The sequence below is a fragment of the Thioalkalivibrio thiocyanoxidans ARh2 genome (assembly GCF_000385215.1).
Classification (GTDB): domain Bacteria; phylum Pseudomonadota; class Gammaproteobacteria; order Ectothiorhodospirales; family Ectothiorhodospiraceae; genus Thioalkalivibrio; species Thioalkalivibrio thiocyanoxidans.
This window is the reverse complement of record NZ_ARQK01000053.1, coordinates 16,383-38,289: the sequence shown is the minus strand read 5'-3', so window position 1 is coordinate 38,289 and position 21,907 is coordinate 16,383. Positions and strand designations below refer to the sequence as shown.

At 66.1% G+C, this 21,907-nt stretch carries 20 protein-coding genes and 1 tRNA gene; 14 read left to right on the top strand and 7 right to left on the bottom strand.

What is annotated here, in order from left to right:
• The first annotated feature begins 6 nt into the window (after positions 1-6).
• Entirely contained in the window at positions 7-1,263 is a 1,257-nt protein-coding gene (locus G372_RS0108350; RefSeq protein WP_019623776.1) for an inorganic phosphate transporter, read from the top strand.
• 101 nt (positions 1,264-1,364) lie between these two features.
• Here G372_RS0108350 and moaA read toward each other — a convergent pair whose 3' ends face one another.
• Positions 1,365-2,369, bottom strand: a complete 1,005-nt coding sequence (gene moaA / locus G372_RS0108345) for a GTP 3',8-cyclase MoaA (RefSeq protein WP_019623775.1) — start codon at positions 2,367-2,369, stop codon at positions 1,365-1,367.
• Between the two features lie 229 nt (positions 2,370-2,598).
• Between moaA and G372_RS0108340 the strand changes: the two genes are divergently transcribed.
• The 3 genes from G372_RS0108340 (at position 2,599) to G372_RS0108330 (ending at position 7,343) form a co-directional block, all read left to right on the top strand.
• Positions 2,599-5,505 carry a molybdopterin oxidoreductase family protein gene (locus tag G372_RS0108340; protein ID WP_019623774.1) on the top strand — a complete coding sequence of 969 codons (2,907 nt, stop codon included), beginning with the start codon at positions 2,599-2,601 and terminating at the stop codon, positions 5,503-5,505.
• A 67-nt stretch (positions 5,506-5,572) separates the two neighbouring features.
• On the top strand, positions 5,573-6,268 hold the full coding sequence (locus G372_RS0108335) for a 4Fe-4S dicluster domain-containing protein (protein ID WP_018863166.1): 696 nt from the start codon (positions 5,573-5,575) through the stop codon (positions 6,266-6,268).
• A gap of 25 nt (positions 6,269-6,293) precedes the next feature.
• A complete protein-coding gene (locus G372_RS0108330) occupies positions 6,294-7,343 on the top strand; it encodes a dimethyl sulfoxide reductase anchor subunit family protein (RefSeq protein WP_019623773.1) in 1,050 nt (349 codons plus the stop codon).
• A 133-nt stretch (positions 7,344-7,476) separates the two neighbouring features.
• Here the strand turns inward: G372_RS0108330 and G372_RS14515 are convergent, their stop codons facing one another.
• Both G372_RS14515 and G372_RS0108320 read right to left on the bottom strand, forming a co-directional pair.
• Positions 7,477-7,611, bottom strand: coding sequence for a hypothetical protein (locus tag G372_RS14515; RefSeq protein WP_012981562.1), 135 nt, complete (start codon positions 7,609-7,611; stop codon positions 7,477-7,479).
• 547 nt (positions 7,612-8,158) lie between these two features.
• A tRNA-Arg gene (locus tag G372_RS0108320) sits at positions 8,159-8,235 on the bottom strand.
• Positions 8,236-8,426: 191 nt separating this feature from the next.
• Between G372_RS0108320 and G372_RS0108315 the strand changes: the two genes are divergently transcribed.
• Positions 8,427-9,254: a c-type cytochrome gene (locus tag G372_RS0108315; protein ID WP_018863164.1), complete on the top strand. Its 828-nt coding sequence runs from the start codon at positions 8,427-8,429 to the stop codon at positions 9,252-9,254.
• A gap of 65 nt (positions 9,255-9,319) precedes the next feature.
• Here the strand turns inward: G372_RS0108315 and G372_RS0108310 are convergent, their stop codons facing one another.
• The 3 genes from G372_RS0108310 to G372_RS0108300 are packed head-to-tail and all read right to left on the bottom strand — an operon-like array spanning position 9,320 to position 11,920.
• On the bottom strand, positions 9,320-10,825 hold the full coding sequence (locus tag G372_RS0108310; protein WP_019623772.1) for a YifB family Mg chelatase-like AAA ATPase: 1,506 nt from the start codon (positions 10,823-10,825) through the stop codon (positions 9,320-9,322).
• Positions 10,826-10,885: 60 nt separating this feature from the next.
• Entirely contained in the window at positions 10,886-11,140 is a 255-nt protein-coding gene (gene ubiK, locus G372_RS0108305; protein WP_018860919.1) for a ubiquinone biosynthesis accessory factor UbiK, read from the bottom strand.
• Between the two features lie 57 nt (positions 11,141-11,197).
• Positions 11,198-11,920 carry a pteridine reductase gene (locus G372_RS0108300; RefSeq protein WP_019623771.1) on the bottom strand — a complete coding sequence of 241 codons (723 nt, stop codon included), beginning with the start codon at positions 11,918-11,920 and terminating at the stop codon, positions 11,198-11,200.
• A 134-nt stretch (positions 11,921-12,054) separates the two neighbouring features.
• Here G372_RS0108300 and G372_RS0108295 point away from each other — a divergent pair, with 134 nt between their 5' ends.
• Both G372_RS0108295 and tsaD read left to right on the top strand, forming a co-directional pair.
• Positions 12,055-13,188, top strand: coding sequence for a class I SAM-dependent methyltransferase (locus G372_RS0108295; protein ID WP_019623770.1), 1,134 nt, complete (start codon positions 12,055-12,057; stop codon positions 13,186-13,188).
• A 70-nt stretch (positions 13,189-13,258) separates the two neighbouring features.
• Positions 13,259-14,269, top strand: coding sequence for a tRNA (adenosine(37)-N6)-threonylcarbamoyltransferase complex transferase subunit TsaD (tsaD, locus tag G372_RS0108290; protein ID WP_019623769.1), 1,011 nt, complete (start codon positions 13,259-13,261; stop codon positions 14,267-14,269).
• Between the two features lie 9 nt (positions 14,270-14,278).
• On the opposite strand, the gene plsY is transcribed toward tsaD, so the two are convergent.
• A complete protein-coding gene (gene plsY, locus G372_RS0108285) occupies positions 14,279-14,899 on the bottom strand; it encodes a glycerol-3-phosphate 1-O-acyltransferase PlsY (protein WP_019623768.1) in 621 nt (206 codons plus the stop codon).
• A gap of 105 nt (positions 14,900-15,004) precedes the next feature.
• Here plsY and G372_RS0108280 point away from each other — a divergent pair, with 105 nt between their 5' ends.
• The 7 genes from G372_RS0108280 to ccoG all read left to right on the top strand — a co-directional run bounded on the left by G372_RS0108280 (position 15,005) and on the right by ccoG (position 21,828).
• Complete coding sequence (locus G372_RS0108280; protein ID WP_019623767.1) at positions 15,005-15,778, top strand: alpha/beta fold hydrolase; 774 nt, start codon at positions 15,005-15,007, stop codon at positions 15,776-15,778.
• The gene (gene bioC / locus G372_RS0108275) at positions 15,762-16,634 is read left to right on the top strand and encodes a malonyl-ACP O-methyltransferase BioC (protein WP_019623766.1); all 873 of its coding nucleotides are present in this window, start codon (positions 15,762-15,764) and stop codon (positions 16,632-16,634) included. Before G372_RS0108280 ends, bioC begins: the two co-directional genes overlap by 17 nt.
• 207 nt (positions 16,635-16,841) lie before the next feature.
• On the top strand, positions 16,842-18,329 hold the full coding sequence (gene ccoN / locus G372_RS0108270; protein ID WP_018863156.1) for a cytochrome-c oxidase, cbb3-type subunit I: 1,488 nt from the start codon (positions 16,842-16,844) through the stop codon (positions 18,327-18,329).
• A gap of 18 nt (positions 18,330-18,347) precedes the next feature.
• On the top strand, positions 18,348-19,082 hold the full coding sequence (ccoO, locus tag G372_RS0108265; protein WP_018863155.1) for a cytochrome-c oxidase, cbb3-type subunit II: 735 nt from the start codon (positions 18,348-18,350) through the stop codon (positions 19,080-19,082).
• A 29-nt stretch (positions 19,083-19,111) separates the two neighbouring features.
• Positions 19,112-19,330 carry a cbb3-type cytochrome oxidase subunit 3 gene (locus tag G372_RS0108260; RefSeq protein ID WP_012981575.1) on the top strand — a complete coding sequence of 73 codons (219 nt, stop codon included), beginning with the start codon at positions 19,112-19,114 and terminating at the stop codon, positions 19,328-19,330.
• Entirely contained in the window at positions 19,327-20,265 is a 939-nt protein-coding gene (ccoP, locus tag G372_RS0108255; RefSeq protein WP_018863154.1) for a cytochrome-c oxidase, cbb3-type subunit III, read from the top strand. The genes G372_RS0108260 and ccoP overlap by 4 nt, the downstream gene beginning before the upstream one ends.
• A 162-nt stretch (positions 20,266-20,427) precedes the next feature.
• Positions 20,428-21,828, top strand: coding sequence for a cytochrome c oxidase accessory protein CcoG (ccoG, locus tag G372_RS0108250; RefSeq protein WP_026278868.1), 1,401 nt, complete (start codon positions 20,428-20,430; stop codon positions 21,826-21,828).
• The last annotated feature ends 79 nt before the right edge of the window (positions 21,829-21,907 follow it).

The window sequence follows — 21,907 nt, the reverse complement described above, 5'->3', positions numbered from 1 at the left end:
GACCGCATGGAATACGGCACCCTGTTGCTCGGCCTTGCAGTCATCTTCGGGCTCTTCATGGCCTGGGGCATCGGCGCCAACGATGTCGCCAACGCAATGGGTACCTCGGTCGGCTCGCGGGCCCTCAATATTCGCCAGGCGGTCTTTGTGGCCGCGGTGTTCGTGTTTGCCGGGGCCTGGCTGGCCGGCGGCGAGGTCACGCAGACCATCCGCAGCGGGATGGTGGACTCGGCCCTGCTCGCGGACAGCCCCTCGCTTCTCGTCTACGGGATGCTCGCGGCACTGGCCGCGGCGGGCACCTGGCTATTGACCGCCTCCTATTTCGGCTGGCCCGTCTCCACCACGCACTCCATCATTGGCGCGATCATCGGGTTTGCGGTGGTGGGCCTCGGGTTCGAGGTGGTGCGCTGGGAGCGCGTCGGGACCATCGCGATCTCCTGGGTGCTGTCCCCGATGATCGGCGGGGTGATCGCCTTCGCGCTGTTTCGCAGCATCCAGCTGCTGATCCTGGATACCGTCGACCCGCTGAAAAACGCCAAGCGCTGGGCTCCGCTGTATATCTTCCTGACGGCCCTCGTGACCGCGCTGGTCACGATGTTCAAGGGCCTGACGCATGTCGGGCTGGACCTGACCAGCGGGCAGGCCTACGGCCTCGCCGTGCTGATCAGCCTGGCGGTGGTGGCGGCCGGGCTCTTCGCGATCCGGCGCCTGCGTTTCGAGGAGGCCTCCCCGCAGGCCCATGGCTCGCACTTCAGTGATGTCGAGAAGGTCTTCGGCGTGATGATGGTCGTTACCGGCTGCGCGATGGCCTTCGCGCTGGGTTCCAACGACGTCGCGAACGCGGTTGGGCCGCTGGCCGCGGTGGTGGACGTGATCCAGACCGGCGAGGTGGACCCGGAGACCGTGGTGCCGATGTGGGTCCTGCTGCTGGGCGGGTTCGGGATCGTGTTCGGGCTGTTTACCTATGGCCACAGGGTGATCGCGACGGTCGGCACCGGCATCACCCAGCTCACCCCGAGTCGCGGTTACGCGGCCACCGCGGCGGCGGCCGCGACCGTCGTGCTGGCCTCCGGTACTGGCCTGCCGATCTCCACCACCCATACGCTGGTGGGGGCGATCCTCGGTGTCGGCATGGCGCGCGGGATCGCGGCGATCGACCTGCGCCTGGTGCGCATGATCTTCATGTCCTGGATCGTGACCCTGCCGGCCGGGGCGATCCTCGCCATCGTGTTCTTCTTCATCCTGCGCGGACTGCTCGGCTAGTCAGCGTTTCCCCTGGCGGCGTCAGTGCCCGGCGCGGATGCCAAAAAAGAAAGGCCCGTCCAGCGAGACGGGCCTTTCTTTTGGGAAGCCTTGTGGCGGTGTCAGCCGCCGGTCATGGACATGAAGCGCATGACCTTCTCCGGGCGTTCCGAGAACTCGTGGCGTTCCGGCTTCAGGTTGATCGCCTGGATCACCAGGTCTTCCAGTTCCGAGTCGCTGCAGCCTTCACGCAGGTAGGGGCGCAGGTTCAGGCTGTGGTCGTTGCCCAGGCAGGTGTAGATGGTGCCGTCCACCGACAGGCGCACGCGGTTGCAGGTGTCGCAGAAGTGCTGCGAGATCGGGGTGATGAAGCCGATGCGCACGTCGGTATCCGGGATCTGCATGTAGCGCGCCGGGCCGCCGCCGGGCATCACTCCGGGGACCAGGTTGTAGCGCTGCTCCAGGCGGGCGCGCACGTCCTGCAGGTTCACATAGTGCCCCTCTTTCGCCTCGCGGCCGGTGTCGCCCATCGGCATGGTCTCGATGAAGCGCAGGGTGAAGCCGTGCTCGATGCAGAAGTCGACCATGTCCTCGACCTCCGGCTCGTTGATCCCGCCCATCACCACCATGTTGATCTTGATCGGGTTCAGGCCGGCGGCCTTGGAGGCCATCAGGCCGTCCAGCGCCTTCTCCAGCTTGCCGCCGGTGATCTCCTTGAAGACCTCGGGCTTGAGCGAGTCGAGGCTGACGTTGATGCGGGCGACCCCGGCATCCTTCAGTTCCTGGGCATGGCGCCCCATGCGCGTGGCATTGGTGGACAGCGAGATGTCGTCGATGCCGGGCAGGGCGTTCAGGCGTGCGGCCAGGTCCGGGAGGTTCTTGCGTACCAGCGGCTCGCCGCCGGTCAGGCGCACGCGGCGGGTGCCGAGGCGCCCGAAGGCTCCCATCACGCGCTCGATCTCCTCGAAGCTCAGCCAGTGCTCCGGCTCCTCGAAGTCACGAAAGCCCTTGGGCATGCAGTAGAAGCAGCGCAGGTCGCAGCGGTCGGTAACCGAGAGACGGACATATTCGATGCGGCGGCCGAAGGCGTCGACCAGGGCGTTCTCGTCCTTGAGGGCGTGTTGCATACGGTGTCCCGTCCTGCCGCTGGGGGCGATATGTTTCATGGTACACATCGTAGACCACTTTTCCGCGATTGCCACAACAAGGCCCCAAATTCGATGCGGCAATAAATAAATTCTCTCGCAGATTATTTCTGCTTATTCATAGATAAGAACTTTTCGTTAGCCAAAAGGCTTCTTTATGGCCAATATGCCCAGCGTGAATAAGCAAACCATAATCTATGGGGTCGCCTGAATGAGTGCCTTACCCGAGTTCGAGAACCACAGCGAGCAGGAGATCAAGTACACCACCTGCTACATGTGTGCCTGCCGCTGCGGCATCAAGGTTACGGTCCAGAACAACAAGGTCCGCTATATCCAGGGCAACCGGCACCACCCGATCAACAAGGGTGTGCTGTGTGCCAAGGGCAACGCCGGCATCATGAAGCAGCAGTCCCCGGCGCGCCTGCACCAGCCGATGCGCCGCAAGCCGGGCACCGAGCGTGGCGCCGGCGAGTTCGAGCCGATCTCCTGGGACGAGGCCCTGGACATGCTGTCCACGCGTCTGCAGAAGATCCGCGAGACCGATCCGCGCAAGCTGGCGTTCTTTACCGGCCGTGACCAGATGCAGGCCCTGACCGGTCTCTGGGCGACCCAGTTCGGTACCTACAATTGGGCGGCCCACGGCGGCTTCTGCTCGGTCAACATGGCCACCGGCGGTCTGTACACCACCGGTTTCGCGTTCTGGGAGTTCGGCGACCCCGACTGGGACCGCACCAAGTACCACATGCTCTGGGGCGTGGCGGAAGACCATGCCTCCAACCCGATCAAGATCGGGCTGGAGAAGCTCAAGCGCCGCGGCGGCAAGTTTGTCGCCATCAACCCGGTGCGCACCGGCTACCAGGCGATCGCCGACGAGTGGGTGGGCATCAAGCCCGGTACCGACGGCCTGTTCGCGCTGTCGATGCTGCACGTGCTGCTGAAGAACGATCAGTTCGACTGGGATTTCCTGGTGCGCTACACCAACGCCACCCAGCTGGTCGTGCAGACCCCGGGGCAGAAGGGTGATGGCCTGATCCTGCGTGACGAGGCCGGCAACCCGCTGGTCTGGGAACTGGAGCAGGAAGCGTTCGTCGACGGCACCCAGGTCGATATCAAGCCGGCGCTGTTCGGCGAGTACACCGCGCCCGACGGCCGCCCGGTCAAGACCGTGATGACGCTGCTGGCCGAGCGTTACCTGTCCGAGGAATATGCCCCGGAAAACACCGCCAAGATCACCGGCGTGCCGGCCGACCAGACCGAGCGCCTGGCACTGGAGATGGCCCACGTCGCGTTCAAGGAGACGATCGAGCTCGACATCGAGTGGACCGACTCCTGGGGCCGCAAGCACGACAAGGTGTTCGGCCGTCCGGTGTCCATGCATGCGATGCGCGGCATCTCCGCGCACTCCAACGGCTTCCAGACCTGCCGCGCGATCCATCTGCTGCAGATCATGCTGGGCTCGGTGGACTGCCCTGGTGGTCACCTGGCCAAGCCGCCGTACCCCAAGCACGTCCCGCCGGGCATCAAGCCGGCCAAGGAATGCGCGCCGAACACCCCGCTGAAGAGCCCGCCGCTCGGTTTCCCGACCGCGCCGGAGGACCTGGTCATCGATGACGACGGCAACCCGCTGCGCATCGACAAGGCCTTCTCCTGGGATGCCCCGATCTCCAACCATGGCCTGATGCACATGGTGGTGACCAACGCGGTCAACGGCGACCCCTACCCGATCGACACGCTGATCTTCTTCATGGCGAACATGTCCTGGAACTCCTCGATGAATACCGCCGAGGTGATGGACATGCTGCGCGCCAAGGACGACAGCGGCGAGTACAAGATCCCGTTCCTGGTGGTCGCGGACGCCTTCCACTCGGAGACGGTCAACTTTGCCGATCTGGTGCTCCCGGATACGACTTATCTGGAGCGCTACGACACCATCTCCATGCTGGACCGCCCGATCTCCGAGCCGGCCGCGGCAGCGGACTCCATCCGCCACCCGATCCTCGAGGTCGACCGCAACGTGCGTCCGTGGCAGGAGGTGATGGTCGAGCTGGCCGGCCGTCTGAAGTTCCCGGCGTTCACCAACGACGATGGCAGCCGCAAGTTCGAGGACTACAAGGACTTCATCGTCAACTTCGAGAAGGAGCCGGGCATCGGCTTCCTGTCCGGCTACCGCGGCAAGGATGGCAAGACCCACCTGCGTGGCGAGCCGAACCCGAAGCAGTGGGAGGCGTACATCGAGAACCAGGGGTTCTTCGTGCATCACCTGGCGCCGAACCAGCAGTTCTACCGCTTCGCGAACAAGGAGTACCTGGAGCTGGCCAAACACGCCGGCTGGGTGGGCAAGACCGATCCGATCACGATCGAGCTCTACTCCGAGACCCAGCAGCGCTTCAAGCTGGCCGGCCAGGGCCTGTATGACGGCCCGCAGCCGACCAAGCAGGAGCACAAGGATCGCCTGACCCAGTTCTTCGATCCGCTGCCGATCTGGCACAAGCCGCTGGAGCAGACCCGTATCGACGAGGACGAGTACCCGTTCTACGCGGTCAACCAGCGCCCGATGTTCATGTACCACTCCTGGGATTCGCAGAACGCCTGGCTGCGCCAGATCTGCGCCCAGAACTACCTGTACATGAACCGCGGCAAGGCCGAATCCATGGGCATCGAGGACCTGTCCTGGGTGTGGATGGAATCGCACAACGGCCGTGTCCGCGTGCAGGTCAAGCTGATCGAGGGCTGCGAGCCGAGCACCGTCTGGACCTGGAACGCGATCGGCAAGCAGAAGGGCGCCTGGGGCCTGAAGCCGGAGGCGAACGAGTCCAACAAGGGCTTCCTGATGAACCACCTGATCAGCGAGCTGCTGCCGAAGAAGGGCGATCCGGTGGACAACATCACCAACTCCGACCCGGTGACCGGCCAGGCCGCGTGGTACGACCTGAAGGTCAAGATCACCCCGGCCGATCCGGAAGAGACCAGCACCTGGCCCGACTTCGACACGGTCAAGCCGGCCCCCGGCATGTCCGAGGCCCCGGACCAGCTGCGCTACGCCGCGCACAAGCCGGTGCACCTGAATCGTTCCATCCGTGACGTGCTGACCCGCGGTTCGCTGGACGAAGACCGCTAGGCATCACGGATCCGGGCCATGCCGCCGGCCCCGGCCGGCGGCCCGAGGAAATTTGAGGAGTAGTTGTATGCGACTTGGACTCGTAATCGACATGGACACCTGCGTGGGCTGCCACGCCTGTGCGGTGGCCTGCAAGCAGTGGAACACCAGTGGCACCACCGGTGCGCTGACCGACTATCGCCCGTACGGCGAGGACCCGAGCGGCGTCTGGTTCAACCGTGTGCGCCACTACGAGGTCGGGGACTACCCCAACAACAAGACCGTGAACATCCCGATGTCCTGCATGCACTGCCAGCATGCCGACTGCGTGAATGTCTGCCCGACCGGCGCCTCCTACAAGCGTCCGGAAGACGGCATCGTGCTGGTCGACCAGGACAAGTGCATGGGGTGTAACTACTGTGCCTGGGCCTGCCCCTACGGTGCCCGCGAGCTGGACCGCGAAGACGGCGTGATGAAGAAGTGCACGCTGTGCGTGGACCGCATCTACGACGAGGCCCTGCCGCCGGAAGAGCGCCAGCCGGCCTGCGTGATCACCTGCCCGGCCCATGCCCGGTTCTTCGGTGACTTCGACGACGACAACTCCGAGGTCAGCCGCCTGGTGCGCGAGCGCGGCGGCGTGAAGCAGATGCCGGAGCTGGGCTACAAGCCGGTCAACACCTATCTGCCCCCGCGTATCACCCGTCCCATCCCCATCGACGACGTGCGGGCCAACCGCGTGGTCAGCTCGGTGAAGGACTGGGTCAACAAGATGGTCGCGCGCTAGGCGCGGCCCGATCGGGAGAATTCATATGCATCCGGCATTTTCCGTCATCCTGTTTACCGTCATCTCCGGTGCGGGCTACGGCCTGTTCATCCTGCTGGCGGCTTTCCACCTCGCGGGCATCGGCCCGGCCATGAGCCACGGCGAGCTGCTGGCGCACGGCGTGGCGTCACTGGGCCTGATCACCCTGGGCCTGGTCTTCTCGACCGGCCACCTGGCGAACAAGAAAAACGCCTGGCGGTCGTTCATGCGCTTCAAGACCTCCTGGCTGTCGCGCGAGGCCGTGTTCGCAGTGCTGTTCTATCCCTTCGCCGGGATCTACGGCCTGGGCGTCCTGCTGCAGGGCGCGGCCATTGGGCCGCTGCCGGCGCTGGCCGGCGTGATCGCCGCCGTGCTGGCCGTGATCACCCTGTTCTCCACCGGCATGATCTACGGCTGTCTGAAGACCATCCGCCAGTGGAACACCGCGCTGACCCCGGCCAACTACATCATGCTGGGCATCGCCACTGGCGCCACGCTGTTCGCGGCTATTGCCACCGTGTTCGGCAATGCCACGACGCTGCACGCGGGTGTCGCGATGGTCGCGCTGGTCGCCGCCGCCGTGCTCAAGGGGATCTACTATTTCTGGATCTCGCGCGTGAACGGCCCGACGATCAATACCGCGACGACCTTCAACCGGGCGACCGTGCGTCTGCTGGATACTGGCCACACCGCCGGCACCTTCCTGACCGACGAGTTCGGCTACGACCCGCGCAAGGACACCATCGACAACGTGAAGATGGGCGTCTTCCTGCTCGGCTTTGTGGCCCCGGTCCTGGTGTTCGCGTCGATCCTGTCGGGCGCCCCGGCCGGCATCGCCTGGCTGGCGGCGGTCTCGAGCCTGGTCGGCATCGGCATGGAGCGCTGGCTGTTCTTCGCCGAGGCCAAGCACGTCGTGCGCCTGTACCACGGTGCCCAGACCTGCACCAACTCCCTGGCCGAGCCCGCTCGCGGCCGGACCACGGTCGCGCCGGTCACGGACCCGACCGACGCGCGCCGCTGGGAACTGGGGGATACCCCCGGGGGCTCCGGCTCCTGAAGTCAGCCGGCCTTCGGCGGTTACCGGGCGCAGTTGCCGGGTGACCGCCGAGGGTCTGGTCAGGGAATATCCAACTGAAAACGGGCCAGCATGCTGGCCCGTTTTTTATGGTCCCTGGTTTCCCCGCGGCGGGTTATTTCGCCTTGTCGTCCTCGTGCATGCCATGCAGGATGAAGTACCCGACGTACACGAAGAACGCCACGATGCCCACCAGGGTCAGGATCGTCAGGATCCCGATGGGCGATTGAAACATGATTTCCGTCAGCATCACGCACTCCCGGTTGCAGTGGTCACCTTCACGCTAGCGCTGCTGCCGAGGCCTCGATTTGATCTGGATCAAGGGAGTGGCGGCCTTTGCCGGTCAGGATGTCGGTTCGCCGCGCTGGTCGGGCCAAGGCATGTTGGGGGGCGGACCGAATAGTGCGCCCGAGAGGGTGAGCCGGGGTTTCGCGAAGCATGGCTTCGCGCCGGCGAACGCTCCGAGGCTATCGCCGAGGGGCCGGACTGGCTTCGCCGCCTGTGGCGGCTCGGTCCTTCGGACCGGCACCGCCGGTTGGCGGTACCGCGATGTCGGCCCGCTTTGCGGGCCTCGATTCGAACGGAGGTTCGCGGGGTTGGATTCGGGGGTGTTCAAACGTCGCGCCCGAGAGGATGGCTGCGCGACCTTTGGTCGCTTGGCCCTGCGGACCGGCACCGCCTGCGGCGGCGCCGCGCGTCGGCCCGCTGCGCGGGCCTCGGCTCGAACGGAGGTTCGAATCGGGCCCTCAGACACCCCATTACGCAGAAAGGGGCCACGAGGGCCCCTTTCTGCGTAATGGCGCGCCCGAGAGGATTCGAACCTCTGACCTCTGCCTCCGGAGGGCAGCGCTCTATCCAGCTGAGCTACGGGCGCAAGACGGCTAATGATACGGGGCGCCGAATGGGTCCGTCCAGCGCATTTTTTGACCGCCCTGCTGGGTTTGTGGTCTCGAGCGGGACGATGCCCTATACTCGGCGCCCGATTTGCGCGCCTGGCGCGTGGGAAGACTTGGGCTAGGAACCATTACGGCCGCGCGCGGCCCGCACTTTTCGGAGGGAGAGCAAGTGGCGAATCAACCGATCAAGATGGACACCGGTAACAAGGTGTTGATGTTCATCTCGTCCGTGGCGCTGCTCGCCACTGTGATCTACCTGTTGATCCAGTTGGCGAACTTCATGGGAGGGCTCCAGCTGGGCGAGCCCGGCGAGGCCGAGCTCGAACGCATCGCCGAGCGCATCCAGCCGATTGGTCGCGTGGCCTACGGTCCGGTGGACGTCGAGGAGGAGGCCGCTGACCTGAGCCCGGGCGATATCTATAGCAACGTCTGTGCGGCTTGCCACGATACCGGAGCCTCCGACGCCCCGCTCAAGGACGATTCCGACGCCTGGGCCGCCCGTCTCGACGAGCGCAGCCTGGACGAGGTGTTCGACAATGCCATCGGCGGCATGGGCGCGATGCCCCCGCGCGGTGGCGATGCCAGCCTGAGTGACGAGGACGTCAAGCTGGTGGTCGCCTACATGCTGGATGAAGCGGGCATTGACCATGGCTGGGAGGCGGAAGACGCCAATGGCGAGGAAAACGGCAACGACGAAGTCGCGGCTGAGGATGACGATGACCTGCTGGCGGCTATCCCGCTTGACGACGGCGATGTGAGCCGTGGCGAGTCCCTGTACAGCACCTGCATCGCTTGCCATGGTGCCCAGGGTCAGGGTTCCCCCGCGTTCCCGAAGATTGCCGGCCAGACCGCCGAGTACACCGCCGACAAGCTCGCGCGCTATCGTGCCGGCGAGACCGTGGGTGACCGCACGGCCCTGATGGCGCCGAATGCGGCCCGCCTGTCGGACCAGGACATTGCCGACCTGGCGGTGTACGTCGCGACCTTCGACGACTGATCGAGTTTGATGTGATCTCAAGGCCCGCACCGGCAATTGCCGTGCGGGCCTTTTCTTTGCCTGGTTTACTGGGTACGCCAGTGATCCAGCGCGCGATAGCTTAGCGCCTCGGTCAGGTGCGCGGTCGTGATCGGGTCGCTGGATTCGAGGTCGGCGATCGTTCGTGCGAGCCGCAGGATGCGGTGGTAGGCGCGCGCCGACAGAAGAAAGCGCTCGGCCGCCCGGTCCAGTAGTGCGCGATCGTCCGGTTCGAGGGTGGCGTGCTGGTCCAGCGCCTGGCCCGCCAGTTCGCGATTGAGGGAGCCCTGGCGTTGCCGCTGGCGTTCCTGCGCCAGGGCGACGCGTTGCGCGACGGTCCTGGAGTCTTCGCCGGGTGCACCGTGTGCGGCCAGTTCGGGCGGCGGGATGCGCGGGACCTCGATCGCCAGGTCGATACGGTCCAGTAGCGGCGCGGACAAGCGCCGCCGGTGGCGCGCCATCTGTTCCGGCGAGCACTGGCAGCGCGCCCCGAGGTCGCAGTCGAAGCCCTGCGGGCAGGGGTTCATCGCGGCCACCAGCTGGAACCGCGCGGGAAACTCGGCCTGCCGGGCGGCCCTGGCGATATGGATGGTCCCGGTCTCGAGCGGTTCGCGCAGGACATCCAGCACGCTGCGCTGGAACTCGGTCAGCTCGTCCAGAAACAGCACGCCGTGATGGGCCAGCGAGATCTCGCCCGGGCGCGGCGTGGAGCCGCCGCCGACCAGCGCGACCCCCGACGCCGTGTGGTGGGGCGAGCGGAACGGCCGGGCGCGCCAGTCGCGCTGCAGGTGGCCGGTGTCGCGCAGGCTGTGGATCGCGGCGGTCTCCAGCGCCTCCGCCTCGGACATCGGTGGCAGGATGCCCGGTATGCGCGCGGCCAGCATCGACTTGCCGCTGCCGGGCGGGCCGACCATCAGCAGGTGGTGGCCGCCGGCGGCCGCGATCTCGAGCGCGCGACGTGCCTGGTGCTGTCCGCGCACGTCGGCCAAGTCGGGGTAACGATCCGGTTCCGCTTCGACGGGGCGGCCCTCGTCCAGCTCGCCCTGGCCCTGCAGCCCGGCGCAGACCGTGATCAGGTGGTCTGCGGTGCGCACCCGCGCGGCGCTGGCCAGACCCGCCTCGGCCCCGTCCTCGGGGTTCACGATCAGCTCGCGCGCGTCAACGGCGGCCGCGAGTGCGGCGGCCAGCGTGCCGCCGACCGGTCGCAGGGTCCCGTCCAGTCCCAGTTCGCCCAGGAACTCGCGCCCCTCGAGGGCGCTGCCCGGGATCTGCTGGCTGGCGGCCAGGATGCCCAGCGCGATGCCGAGGTCGAAACGCCCGCCATCCTTCGGCAGGTCGGCCGGGGCCAGGTTGACCGTGATGCGGCGGCGGGGAAAGTCGAAGCCGCTGGTCTGGATGGCCGCGCGGACGCGGTCGCGGCTCTCACGCACGGCCGCCTCCGGCAGGCCGACAATCTGGAATGACGGCAGGCCGTTGGCCAGGTGCGTCTCGATGGTGACCAGCGGTGCCTGGATGCCGGCGCCCGCGCGGGCATGGGTGATGGCAATGGGCATCCTTGCCCTCCGTAGATTCGCGGGTCCGGGCCTCCGTGCCCGGCGGTTCTGTGGGGAGTGTTACTCCTCGGTCTTGCGCTCGGCCTCGAGTGCCTCCACACGGGCTTCCAGCTCGGCCAGGCGTTCGCGGGTGCGCTCCAGCAGCGCGACCTGGACGTCGAAGTCCTCGCGGGTGACCAGATCCATGCGCTCGAAGCCGTGCTGCAGCGACGAGCGGACCTGACGCTGGACATCCTCCTGCATGTGGCGCACGGACTCCGGCAGGCTCTCGGTGATCCGGCGCGCGAGATCGTCAAAGCGCTTGGGGTCGATCATGGGCCGTTCTCTTCTCTTGATTCGGGATGTATTCAGTGTAGCGCGTCGCGCGGATCGTTACTGCGAGGCGGAGCGTCCGCCATCCACCGGGATCACCTGCCCGGTGATGTAGGGCGCATCCAGCAGCAGAAAGCGTACCGCACGGGCGATGTCGTCGGGGTGGCCCTCGCGCTTGAGGGCGGTGCGCTCGACCATCGCTTCGTGCGTGCCGGCATTGTTCGGGTCCTCGGGCGAGAGGATCGCACCGGGTGCGACGCCGTTGACGCGCACGTCCGGGCCCAGTTCGCGGGCATAGGCCTGGGTCAGGGCCCAGAGTCCCGCCTTCGCCGCGGAATACACGGGGTAACCCTTCAGCGGGCGCAGGGCATGGATGTCCACGATGTTGACCACCGCCCCCCGGGTGCGCGCGAGCGCCGGGGCGCAGGCCTGGGTCAGAAACGTGGGGGCCTTCAGGTTGGACCCGACCAGATCATCCCATGCCTGCATATCGATCTCGCCGACCGGGGTCGCATAGAAGGTCGAGGCGTTGTTGACCAGGTAATCCAGGCGGCCCCAGGCCTCTTCGGCCTCGCGTGCGAGGCGCTGGATATCGCTCAGGTTCAGCAGATCCGCCTGCAGGATGCGCGCGCTGTCCTCGCGACGGGCATTCAGCGAGTCGGCCAGGGCGGCAGCGTCTTCGCGTGATCCGCGATAGTGGATTAGTACGCGCAGACCCTCGTTGTGCAGCCAGCGTACGATGGTTGCGCCGACACGGCGCGCGGATCCGGTGACCAGTACCACGCCGGCTTCCGATGGCTCTCCCTGTGTGTGTTCCGTCACGCTACTCCCCACCCTTGCTACTATTCGCGGCCATGCTGCCGCCGAAACCTAGCACAACCACGTCGAATGACCCGGTTGCCGCCATCGCGCGGCAGATGCACGACTCCCTGCAACAGAGTATCGCCGAGCAGGGCGGGTTCCTCCCGTTTGTCGACTACATGCACCAGGCGCTGTATGCGCCGGGGCTTGGCTATTACGTGAACGGGGTGCGCAAGCTGGGCGCGGGCGGTGATTTCGTGACTGCGCCGGAGCTGTCCTCGCTGTTCGGCGAGACCCTGGCCAGCTGGCTGGCCCCGCTGCTGCGCGACGAGCTCGCAGGGGCGGGTCAGCTGCTGGAGTTTGGTGCGGGCAGCGGCCGGCTGGCCGGCGATGTGCTCGTGGCACTGCGCGAGCTGGGCGTGGGCTGGCAGGGCTACAAGATCATCGAGGTCAGCCCGGACCTGCGGGCCATGCAGCAGGAGTACCTGGCCGAATGCCTGGAGCCGGAGGAGTACGCCCGGGTGGAATGGCTCGATGCCCTGCCCGAGGAGCCGATCCGGGGTGTGGTGTTGGCGAACGAGGTGCTCGACGCGCTGCCGGTGGAACTCTTTCGCTGGCGCGAGGGCCAGCCCTGGCAGATGGGAGTCGCAGTGGATGGCGACGGCCGGCTGGTCCTGGCGGAACAGCCGGCCCCCGCGCCACTGGCGGACGTCGTGCGCGAGCTGCAGGCGGCGCATGGCCCCTGGCCCGACGGGTACACCTCCGAGTGGCGTCCGGCGCAGGCGGCCTGGGTTGCGAGCGTGGCCGCCTGCCTGGAACAGGGTGTGGCGCTGCTGGTCGACTACGGGTTTCCGCGGGCCGCGTATTACGCCGCGGAGCGCCACCAGGGCACGCTGGTCGGCTATTACCGTCAGCAGATGATGCTGGACCCCCTGGCGCAGCCCGGGCTGATGGACCTGACGGCCAGCGTCGATTTCACCGCGGTGGCCGAGGCCGCGGATGCGGCGGGGCTCGATGTGCTCGGTTATGCCGCGCAGGGCGAGTTCCTGCTGGGTGCGGGCCTGGCGCAGCGCTTCGAGGCGCGCGTCGGCAGTGGCGAGGATGCCCGCAAGACCATGCAGGCCGCCCAGGCCGTGCGCATGCTGACCCTGCCTGGAGAGATGGGCGAGCGCTTTCAGGTGATGACCCTCGGGCGCGGTAGTGCCGCGCTCGACTTCTCCGCGATTCCCGATCGGCGCGGCCGCCTGTGAAGGGCTCGCAATTCCGTCCGGTTCGCCCGGAATCCTTCCCCGTACCCGTGCCCCGAGGCATGCTGCGCTTATGAAAGTCCTGGGTATCGAGACCTCCTGCGACGAGACGGGCGTGGCGCTGATCGATGATCAGCGCGGTCTGCTCGCCCACCGGCTGTACAGCCAGACTGACCTGCACGCGGTCTACGGCGGCGTGGTCCCGGAGCTCGCTTCGCGCGATCACATCCGGCGCCTGCTGCCACTGCTGCGGGCGGTGCTGGACGAGGCGGGCGTGAAGGGTCCGGAGCTGGATGCAATCGCCTATACCGGCGGGCCGGGACTGCTCGGGGCCCTGCTGACGGGGGCCTCGGTCGCACGCTCGCTCGCCTGGGGCTGGGGCGTGCCGGTGATGCCGGTGCACCACCTCGAAGGCCATCTGCTCGCCCCGTTCCTGGAAGACGCCGGACTCGATTTCCCGTTCCTGGTGCTGCTGGTCTCGGGTGGGCACACGCAGCTGATCCATGCCCGGTCTCTGGGCGACTACGAACTGCTGGGCGAGAGCATCGACGACGCCGCCGGCGAGGCCTTCGACAAGACCGCCAAGCTGCTGGGGCTGGGTTATCCCGGCGGCCCTGCCCTGTCGCGCCTGGCCGAGCAGGGGGCGAGCGATGCCCTGCGCCTGCCGCGCCCGATGCTCGACCGGCCGGGGCTGGACATGAGCTTTTCCGGCCTGAAGACGGCCGTGCTGACCGCGCTGAACAAGCAGGAATACCGCCCGCAGGATGTCGCGCGCGCGTTCGAGGAGGCGGTCAGCGAGACCCTGGTGGAGAAGACCCGCCGGGCATTGGAGCAGAGCCAGGCCCCGGCGCTGGTGGTCGCCGGCGGGGTGGCCGCGAATACCCGGCTGCGCGCCGGGCTGCAGGCGATGTCCGCGCAGCAGGGGGTGCCGGTGTATTTCCCGCGGATCGAGTTCTGCACGGACAACGGCGCGATGATCGCGCTCGCCGGGCTGCGCCGTCTGCAGGCGGGCTGGACCCCCGACGATCAGGCCCCGGCGATCACGGCGCGTGCCCGCTGGCCGCTGGCGGAACTCTCCGCCTGAGGCAAATGGCTAGTCTCGCGGCGGTTCTTCCGCCTCGTCCTTCTTGTAGCCGATCTTGCCTTCCTCGCCGCGCATCAGGCGACGGATGTTGCTGTCGTGGCGGATGAAAAGTACCACCGCCATGGCCGCCACGATCAGTGCGACCCAGAAATCCGGCTCGAGGAATACGAAATAGACGGGCGCCAGGGCTGCAGCCACCAGGGCCGACAGGGAGGAGTAGCGCCAGATCGCGGCGACCACGAGCCAGGTCAGCAGCGTGAGCCCGCCGACCAGCGGGTTGAGTGCCAGCAGCACGCCCAGCGCGGTGGCCACGCCCTTGCCGCCGCGAAAGCCGTAGTACACGGGGAACACGTGTCCGAGGAAGGCGGCCAGGCCGATCAGGCCGAGCGCCCAGGTCGGAAAGATGCCGAGCTGGGCGGCGACGAACACCGGCAGCCAGCCCTTGCCGACATCCCCGATCAACGTGATGATGGCCGCCTTCTTGCCGCCGTAGCGCAGTACGTTGGTCGCACCGGGGTTGCCCGAGCCCGTCTGGCGCGGGTCCGGCAGCCGCAGCAACTTGCTCACGACGATGGCCGTGGAAAGCGATCCCAGCAGATACGCGATGACAATGCCCAGTACGATGTCCATGCAAACTCGACCTGAAGATTCGGTTGGGTGGGGTGTGGGGCGAACCGGCGCCCATGATACGCAAGCCGGGGCGCTGCGTTCAGGATGGCGGCGGGTTGGCCCGCGATGACGCGCCCGACCCTGGTGCTGCTGCACGGCTGGGGGTTCTCGCCCTCGATCTGGGCACCGTTGCGCGCCGCGCTGCCCGAGGTCGAGATCCACGCGCCGGCCCTGCCCGGGCACGGGGAACTCGCCGCCGGCGACGCCCTGGGCGATCCTGTGGCCACCTGCGAGGCCATCCGTGCCCAGCTGCCGCCTACGCTTTCACGTCCGGTCTGGGTGGGCTGGTCGCTGGGTGGACTGATCGCGCTGGAACTGGCGCGAACGATGCCGGACACCCGGGGGCTCATGCTGCTTAATTCCACGCCGCGTTTTGCAGCGGCCCCGGGCTGGACGCATGCGCTGCCGGCCGCGGAGCTTGCGGACTTTCAATTGGCTCTCGACGGACCCCGGCGGCGGCTGCACCGGCGCCTGGCCATGCTGTGCGCCAGGGGGACGCCGGAGGCGGCCTCGCTGGCCGCCGATCTGGTGAGCGAGCTGGAGGGTACCCCGGCGACCGACCAGGGGCTCGCGGCCGGGCTGGCCTGTCTGATGGGGCGCGACCAGCGCGCCTGCTGGCAGTCCAGTCCGGGGCCGGTCGGCGCCTGTCTCGCCGAGGGCGATGCGCTGGTGCCCCCCGCCGTGGCGCAAGACCTGCGCAGGCTGCGCCCGGATGCCCGGCTGGCTGTGCTGCCCGGGGGGCATGCGCACTGGTGGCAGGACCCGGCGCCCGTGGCGGCCTTTATCAATGAGTTTGTAGCGGCACTGGAGTGGTCGGCGACCCATGACGGAGGTGGATGAATACGCACTGGACAAGGCGCGCGTACGCGAGGCCTTCGGGCGGGCGGCCGCGGGCTACGAGGCGCATGCGGTACTGCAGCGCGAGGTCCAGGGGCGGCTGCTCGAGCGCCTCGATCTGGTCAAGCTGCAGCCGGCCCGCGTGCTGGATCTCGGCTGCGGGACCGGGGAGGCGCTGGACCTCCTGGCGCGGCGCTACCGCAAGGCCGAGCTGACCGGTGTCGATTTTGCTCCGGGCATGGTCGCGGCGGCGCAGCGCCGCGGCCGCTGGTGGCGACGGCCTGTGGTCGCCTGTGCGGATATCGAGGCCCTGCCTCTGCCGGAGGCGCACTACGATCTGGCGGTCTCCAGCGCGGCGCTGCAGTGGTGTTCCAGCCTCGACCAGACCTTTGCCGAGGTGCGGCGCGTGCTGGCGCCAGGGGCGCTGTGGACCTTTTCCACCTTCGGCCCGGATACCCTGCGCGAGCTGCGCGCGGCCTTTGCCGAGGTCGACGGCGGGGGCGCGCAACACGTGAATGCGTTTGTCGATATGCATGACATCGGCGATGCCCTGGTGCGTGCGGGCTTCGCGGACCCCGTGATGGATCAGGAGACCCTGACGCTTACCTATGGCGACTTCGAGACCCTGCTGCGGGATCTGCGCGGGGTAGGGGTGCGCAATGCGCTGGCCGGGCGGGCGCGTGGACTGCTGGGCCCGCGCCGGTTGCAGGCCGTGGCCAGCGCCTATGCGCGGGCGTTCGCGGTCGAGGATCGCCTGCCGGCGACCTGGGAGATCGTGTACGGCCATGCCTGGGTGCCGGACGCCCCGCCGCCTTCGCGACCGCAAGGCCGCGTGATCCCCGTTCGGCCGGTCTCTTGATCCAGATCAAATTGGGGTGGCCTGACCCCTCGCAGAACGCGCCCATAAAGATGTATTCTCTCTGGCGCTGAAAGTTCCGCCTGACTTGGGACTATTTCCGAGTGTTACAGGCGGTCTTGGTTTTTTGTGCGTCTGGAATGGGGTAAAGTTCACGCCCCCCGAAACCATCGGGACATCCGTGTTCCCCGCAGCAAGGTGGAAAAAGTCATGTCGCAAGCAGCCACTACGGCGGGTTCCGTACCCGCATCGTCAGTCGCTTCAACCGAGCAGTACAACTACGCGATCGTCAAGCGGTTCGCGATTGCCGCCGTCCTCTGGGGCGTTTTCGGCATGGCCGCGGGGGTCTGGATTGCCTCGCAGCTCGCGTTCCCGTTCCTGAACTTCGATATCGCCCAGATCACCTTCGGCCGTTTCCGTCCGGTGCATACCACCGCGGTCATCTTCGGTTTCGGGGGTAATGCGCTGTTTGCGACGTCGTACTATGTCGTCCAGCGGACCTGTCAGACACGGCTGTACAGTGATTCGCTGTCGAGCTTCACCTTCTACGGGTGGAACCTGGCGCTGATCCTTGGCGTGATTACCTACATGATGGGGATCACCCAGGGCCGCGAGTACGCCGAGTTCAACTGGCAGATCGACATCATCATCCTGGTCGTGTGGGTGGCCTACTTCTGGATCTACCTGCAGACCCTGCTGCGTCGCAACCAGCCGCACATCTATGTGGCGAACTGGTTCTTCATGTCGTTCATCCTGGCGACAGCCTTGCTGCACATCTTCAACAACCTCGAGGTGCCGGTCGGCATCTTCCACTCGCACTCCTACCCGCTGTTCTCCGGCGTGCAGGACGCGATGCGTCAGTGGTGGTACGGCCATAACGCGGTGGGCTTCTTCCTGACCGCGGCCTTCCTCGGGATGATGTACTACTTCGTGCCCAAGCAGGCCGGTCGACCGATCTATTCGTACAAGCTGTCGATCATCCACTTCTGGGCGCTGGTGTTCCTGTACATGTGGGTGGGCGCGCATCACCTGCACTGGACCGCCCTGCCGGACTGGGTCTCCACCCTGGCGGCGACCTTCTCCATCCTGCTGCTGCTGCCCTCCTGGGGTGGCATGATCAACGGGATCATGACCCTGTCGGGGGCCTGGGATAAGCTGCGCACCGACCCGATCATGCTGTTCCTGATCACCGCGCTGTCGTTCTACGGCATGTCGACCTTCGAAGGTCCGATGATGTCGCTGAAGAGCGTGAACGCGCTGTCGCACTACACCGACTGGACCGTCGGCCACGTGCACTCCGGTGCACTGGGCTGGGTGGCGATGATCACCTTCGGTTCGCTGTACCATCTGATCCCGCGTCTGTGGGGGGTCAACCTGTACAGCCTCAAGCTCGTATACGTGCACTTCTTCCTGGCGACCATCGGGATCGTGCTGTACATCACCGCGATGTGGGTGGCCGGTATCGGTCAGGGCCTGATGCTGCGCGCCTTCGACCAGTACGGGAACCTTGCCTACACCTTCACCGAGTCGGTGGTGTTCCTGCACCGTCCGTATGTGGTGCGTGCCATTGGTGGCGGGTTCTTCCTCGCCGGCATGCTGATCATGGCCTGGAACATCGCCATGACCGTCCGCATGGGCATCAAGTCCGAAGCTCGCGAGCGTGAAGAAGCCCGCGCGGCCGAAGCCCGCACGGCCTGATAGGGAGAGACTAGATCCATGAAGCACGAAAGCGTTGAAACCAATGCCGGCCTGCTGATCATCCTGACGCTCGCGGTGATCAGTGTGGGCGGCCTGGTCGAAATCGTCCCGCTGTTCTACATCGACGACACGATCGAAGAAGTGGACGGCGTGCGCCCCTACACCCCGTTGGAACAGCGCGGGCGAGACATCTTCGTCCGCGAGGGCTGCTACACCTGCCATTCGCAGATGGTGCGTCCGTTCCGCGACGAGATGCTGCGCTACGGCCACTACTCGCTGGCGGCGGAGTCGATGTATGACCATCCCTTCCAGTGGGGCTCCAAGCGAACCGGACCGGATCTGGCGCGTGTGGGGGGCAAGTACTCCAACGAGTGGCAGGTCCAGCACCTGATCGACCCGCAGTCCCTGGTGCCCGAGTCGATCATGCCCGGCTATCCGTGGCTGGCGACCACACCGCTGGACTACTCCGATGTCGCGGCGCGCATGCGTGCCCTGAAGCGAGTGGGCGTGCCGTACTCCATTACCGAAGAGGAGTACGAGGCCAACGTCGAGAAGTTCGGCGAAGAGCACGCGCGGATGTTCGACATCAACAACGCCGAGGAAATGCTGATCGAGCAGGCGCAGGCCGAGAACTTCGACGGCGATTCCTCGTTCATCTCCGAGATGGACGCCATGGTGGCCTACCTGCAGGTGCTCGGCACTATGGTGGACTTTAGCGAATACGACGACGGCCACTTCGCCGAATTCCGCTAGGGAATTCGGCCCGGCCAAGGTTGGGAGAAATGGCAGCAGCCTGGGAATGGATCACGGATCTCGGCAACAGCAAGATGTTCGCGCTGGTGCTGTTCATGAGCACGTTCATCGGAATCGTGATTTACCTGTTCGCCAAGCCGAGCCGGGCCAGGAAATTCGAGACGTATCGCTACATTCCTCTGGAAGAAGATGATTCGCACCTGGAGCCCACGGCCCGGCGCGACAAAACCGAGAGCGAAAAGCAATGAGCACACAGGACAATCGCGATAAAAACCAGGGCGACAAGAATCAGGTCGAGACCACTGGGCACGTCTGGGACGAGAACCTTCAGGAATACAACAACCCGCTCCCGCGCTGGTGGCTGTGGGGCTTCTACGCCACGGTTGTGTTCGCGCTGGTCTACTGGCTGATCTATCCGGCCTGGCCCATCGGTGACACCTTTACCAAGGGCTTTGCCACCATTACCTACGAGGTGGATGGTGAGGAACGCACCACGCACTGGAATACCCGTGCCCTGCTGGCCCGCGACATGCAGACCGGCGAATACGCGGTGCGTCAGCGCGAGATGCTGGAACAGGTCGCCGCCCAGGACTACGAGACGATCCTGGCCGATGCCGATTCGATGAGCTTCGTGAACGCGTATGCCCAGGGCTCGTTCGGGACCTGGTGCGCGGCGTGTCACCAGGTGGGTGGCGCCGGCGTGATCGGTCAGTACCCGAACCTGCGTAACGACCACTGGAAGTGGGGCGGCACCGTGGATCAGATCGAGCAGACGATCCGCGAGGGTCGCCTGGGCTACATGCCGGGCTATCGCAACACCCTCAGCAGCGACCAGCTCAACGAAGTGGCGGCGTATGTCCTGGCGCTGAACGACTACGATGTCGACGCCGACATGGCGGATGCCGGTGAACGTATCTTCACCGGTATGGAAGGGGGCTGCTTCCAGTGCCACGGCGAGGAAGGGCAGGGACTGGCCTCGCAGGGGGCGCCCAATCTGACCAACAACCTGTGGGGTCTGATTGACGTCCCGGGTGCGGAAAGCGATTCCGAGCGCCTGCGCCTGGTGTCCAATTTTATCCGCGATGGCATTCAGCGCGAGATGCCCGGCTTCGCCGATCGGCTTTCGGATGACGAAATCAAGATGCTGACGGCGTACGTGCATTCGCTGGGTGGTGGTCAGTAAGGATTTGGATCCCGGGGCTCTCTCCACGTAAAGAGTCCCGGGCCGCACTACAGGGCTCGCGCGCGGGTTTCTTGACCGCCGCACCGGGCCCTGCTTCCGTTGGGAAGACATTCCCACGCACATAGTGGTGTGCGCACGCCGGGTTCATGCCCGGGAGGATTCATGGCGCAAGCCCAGCCAATGTACGAGGCCCGCATCCCGATCCATCCGCGATCGGTCAAGGGGCGCTTCCGTAACCTCAAGACCGGGATCCTCTTCCTGGCCTACGGGGTGTTCTTCGGACTCCCGTGGCTGCGCTGGGATCGCGAGTTCGGGCCGAGCCAGGCCGTGCTGTTCGACATCCCGAACCGGCAGTTCTTCCTGTTTGATCTGGTCGTCTACGCGCAGGATATCTTCTGGCTCGCGGGAATCCTTGTCCTGGCGGCCTTGCTGCTGTTCTTTGTGACCGGCGTGCTGGGCCGCGTCTTCTGCGGTTATTTCTGCTTCCAGACGCTGTGGACCGACGTGTTCATGTATCTGGAGCGGAAGATCCAGGGCGAGCGTCCGGCCCGTATCCGCCTGTCCAAGCAACCCTGGAATGCCGAGAAGGTCTTGAAGCTGGGTGCGACGCACCTGTCGTGGCTGCTTGTCGCCTTCGCCACGGCGCTTGGGTTCGTGCTGTACTGGGGGGATGCCCCGACGCTCGTGCGCGATTTCGTCACCGGGGATGCGCGGTTTGCCGCCTATGTGACCGCGGGGCTGCTGACCGCTACGACGTACACCTTCGCCGGGCTGGCGCGCGAGCAAGTTTGTACCTTCATCTGCCCGTATGCCCGTTTCCAGAGCGTGATGTTCGACCGCGACACCCTGATCGTCTCCTACGATCCGAACCGGGGCGAGGGGACGGCCGGGCGGGCGAAGGTCCAGGCCGGACTGAAGACGCGCGAGGAGCGTCAGGCGGCGGGGGTCGGTGACTGCATCGACTGTGGCTACTGCGTTCAGGTCTGTCCCACCGGGATCGACATCCGCGACGGCTTGCAGGTGTCGTGTATCCATTGCGCGCTGTGCATTGATGCCTGCGACACGATCATGGACAAGCAGGGCTGGCCGCGCGGTCTGATCCGTTACTCCTCGGAACGCGAGCTGCAGGGCGAGAAGACCCGCTGGCTGAAGGGCAAGAGCCTGGGTTACGGGGCGGCCATACTGGTGGTCCTCGGGGCGCTCGTGTTCAGCATTATTGAGCGCCCCCCGGTGGACGTGAACGTTAACCAGGTGCGGCAGCCGTTGTTCGTGCAGATGTCCGATGGGCGCGTACAGAACAGCTACGAACTGCGCCTGAATAATGTCTCCCAGGAGGAACTGGACTTCACCCTCGACCTTGAGGGGCTCGAAGGCGCGGAGCTCGACCTGGGGCAGGTTCGCGATATCCAGCTTGAGCCCGGGCAGCGGCTGACGGTGCTGGCGCGCGTGCGCCACGAAGTCGAGGACGGGGCGGATTCACCCATCCGTTTCTACTTCGTGATCAGTGACCGCGAGGGCCGGATTGACCCGGTCGAGGCCGATGCCCGCTTCAGCCATCGCTGAAGCCCCGAAAACCGACAATACGGCTGACGAAACTGGCGCACCGCCAGCCGAGTGATACCCTGCTGCGCCGGAACGAGAC

Bases quoted from the DNA above. Each gene is read 5' to 3' on its own strand.
- G372_RS0108350 (WP_019623776.1), top strand. From the start codon at position 7: ATGGAATACGGCACCCTGTTGCTCGGCCTTGCAGTCATCTTCGGGCTC.
- moaA (WP_019623775.1), bottom strand. From the start codon at position 2,369: ATGCAACACGCCCTCAAGGACGAGAACGCCCTGGTCGACGCCTTCGGC.
- G372_RS0108340 (WP_019623774.1), top strand. From the start codon at position 2,599: ATGAGTGCCTTACCCGAGTTCGAGAACCACAGCGAGCAGGAGATCAAG.
- G372_RS0108335 (WP_018863166.1), top strand. From the start codon at position 5,573: ATGCGACTTGGACTCGTAATCGACATGGACACCTGCGTGGGCTGCCAC.
- G372_RS0108330 (WP_019623773.1), top strand. From the start codon at position 6,294: ATGCATCCGGCATTTTCCGTCATCCTGTTTACCGTCATCTCCGGTGCG.
- G372_RS14515 (WP_012981562.1), bottom strand. From the start codon at position 7,611: ATGCTGACGGAAATCATGTTTCAATCGCCCATCGGGATCCTGACGATC.
- G372_RS0108310 (WP_019623772.1), bottom strand. From the start codon at position 10,825: ATGCCCATTGCCATCACCCATGCCCGCGCGGGCGCCGGCATCCAGGCA.
- ubiK (WP_018860919.1), bottom strand. From the start codon at position 11,140: ATGATCGACCCCAAGCGCTTTGACGATCTCGCGCGCCGGATCACCGAG.
- G372_RS0108295 (WP_019623770.1), top strand. From the start codon at position 12,055: ATGCACGACTCCCTGCAACAGAGTATCGCCGAGCAGGGCGGGTTCCTC.
- tsaD (WP_019623769.1), top strand. From the start codon at position 13,259: ATGAAAGTCCTGGGTATCGAGACCTCCTGCGACGAGACGGGCGTGGCG.
- plsY (WP_019623768.1), bottom strand. From the start codon at position 14,899: ATGGACATCGTACTGGGCATTGTCATCGCGTATCTGCTGGGATCGCTT.
- G372_RS0108280 (WP_019623767.1), top strand. From the start codon at position 15,005: ATGACGCGCCCGACCCTGGTGCTGCTGCACGGCTGGGGGTTCTCGCCC.
- bioC (WP_019623766.1), top strand. From the start codon at position 15,762: ATGACGGAGGTGGATGAATACGCACTGGACAAGGCGCGCGTACGCGAG.
- ccoN (WP_018863156.1), top strand. From the start codon at position 16,842: ATGTCGCAAGCAGCCACTACGGCGGGTTCCGTACCCGCATCGTCAGTC.
- ccoO (WP_018863155.1), top strand. From the start codon at position 18,348: ATGAAGCACGAAAGCGTTGAAACCAATGCCGGCCTGCTGATCATCCTG.
- G372_RS0108260 (WP_012981575.1), top strand. From the start codon at position 19,112: ATGGCAGCAGCCTGGGAATGGATCACGGATCTCGGCAACAGCAAGATG.
- ccoP (WP_018863154.1), top strand. From the start codon at position 19,327: ATGAGCACACAGGACAATCGCGATAAAAACCAGGGCGACAAGAATCAG.
- ccoG (WP_026278868.1), top strand. From the start codon at position 20,428: ATGGCGCAAGCCCAGCCAATGTACGAGGCCCGCATCCCGATCCATCCG.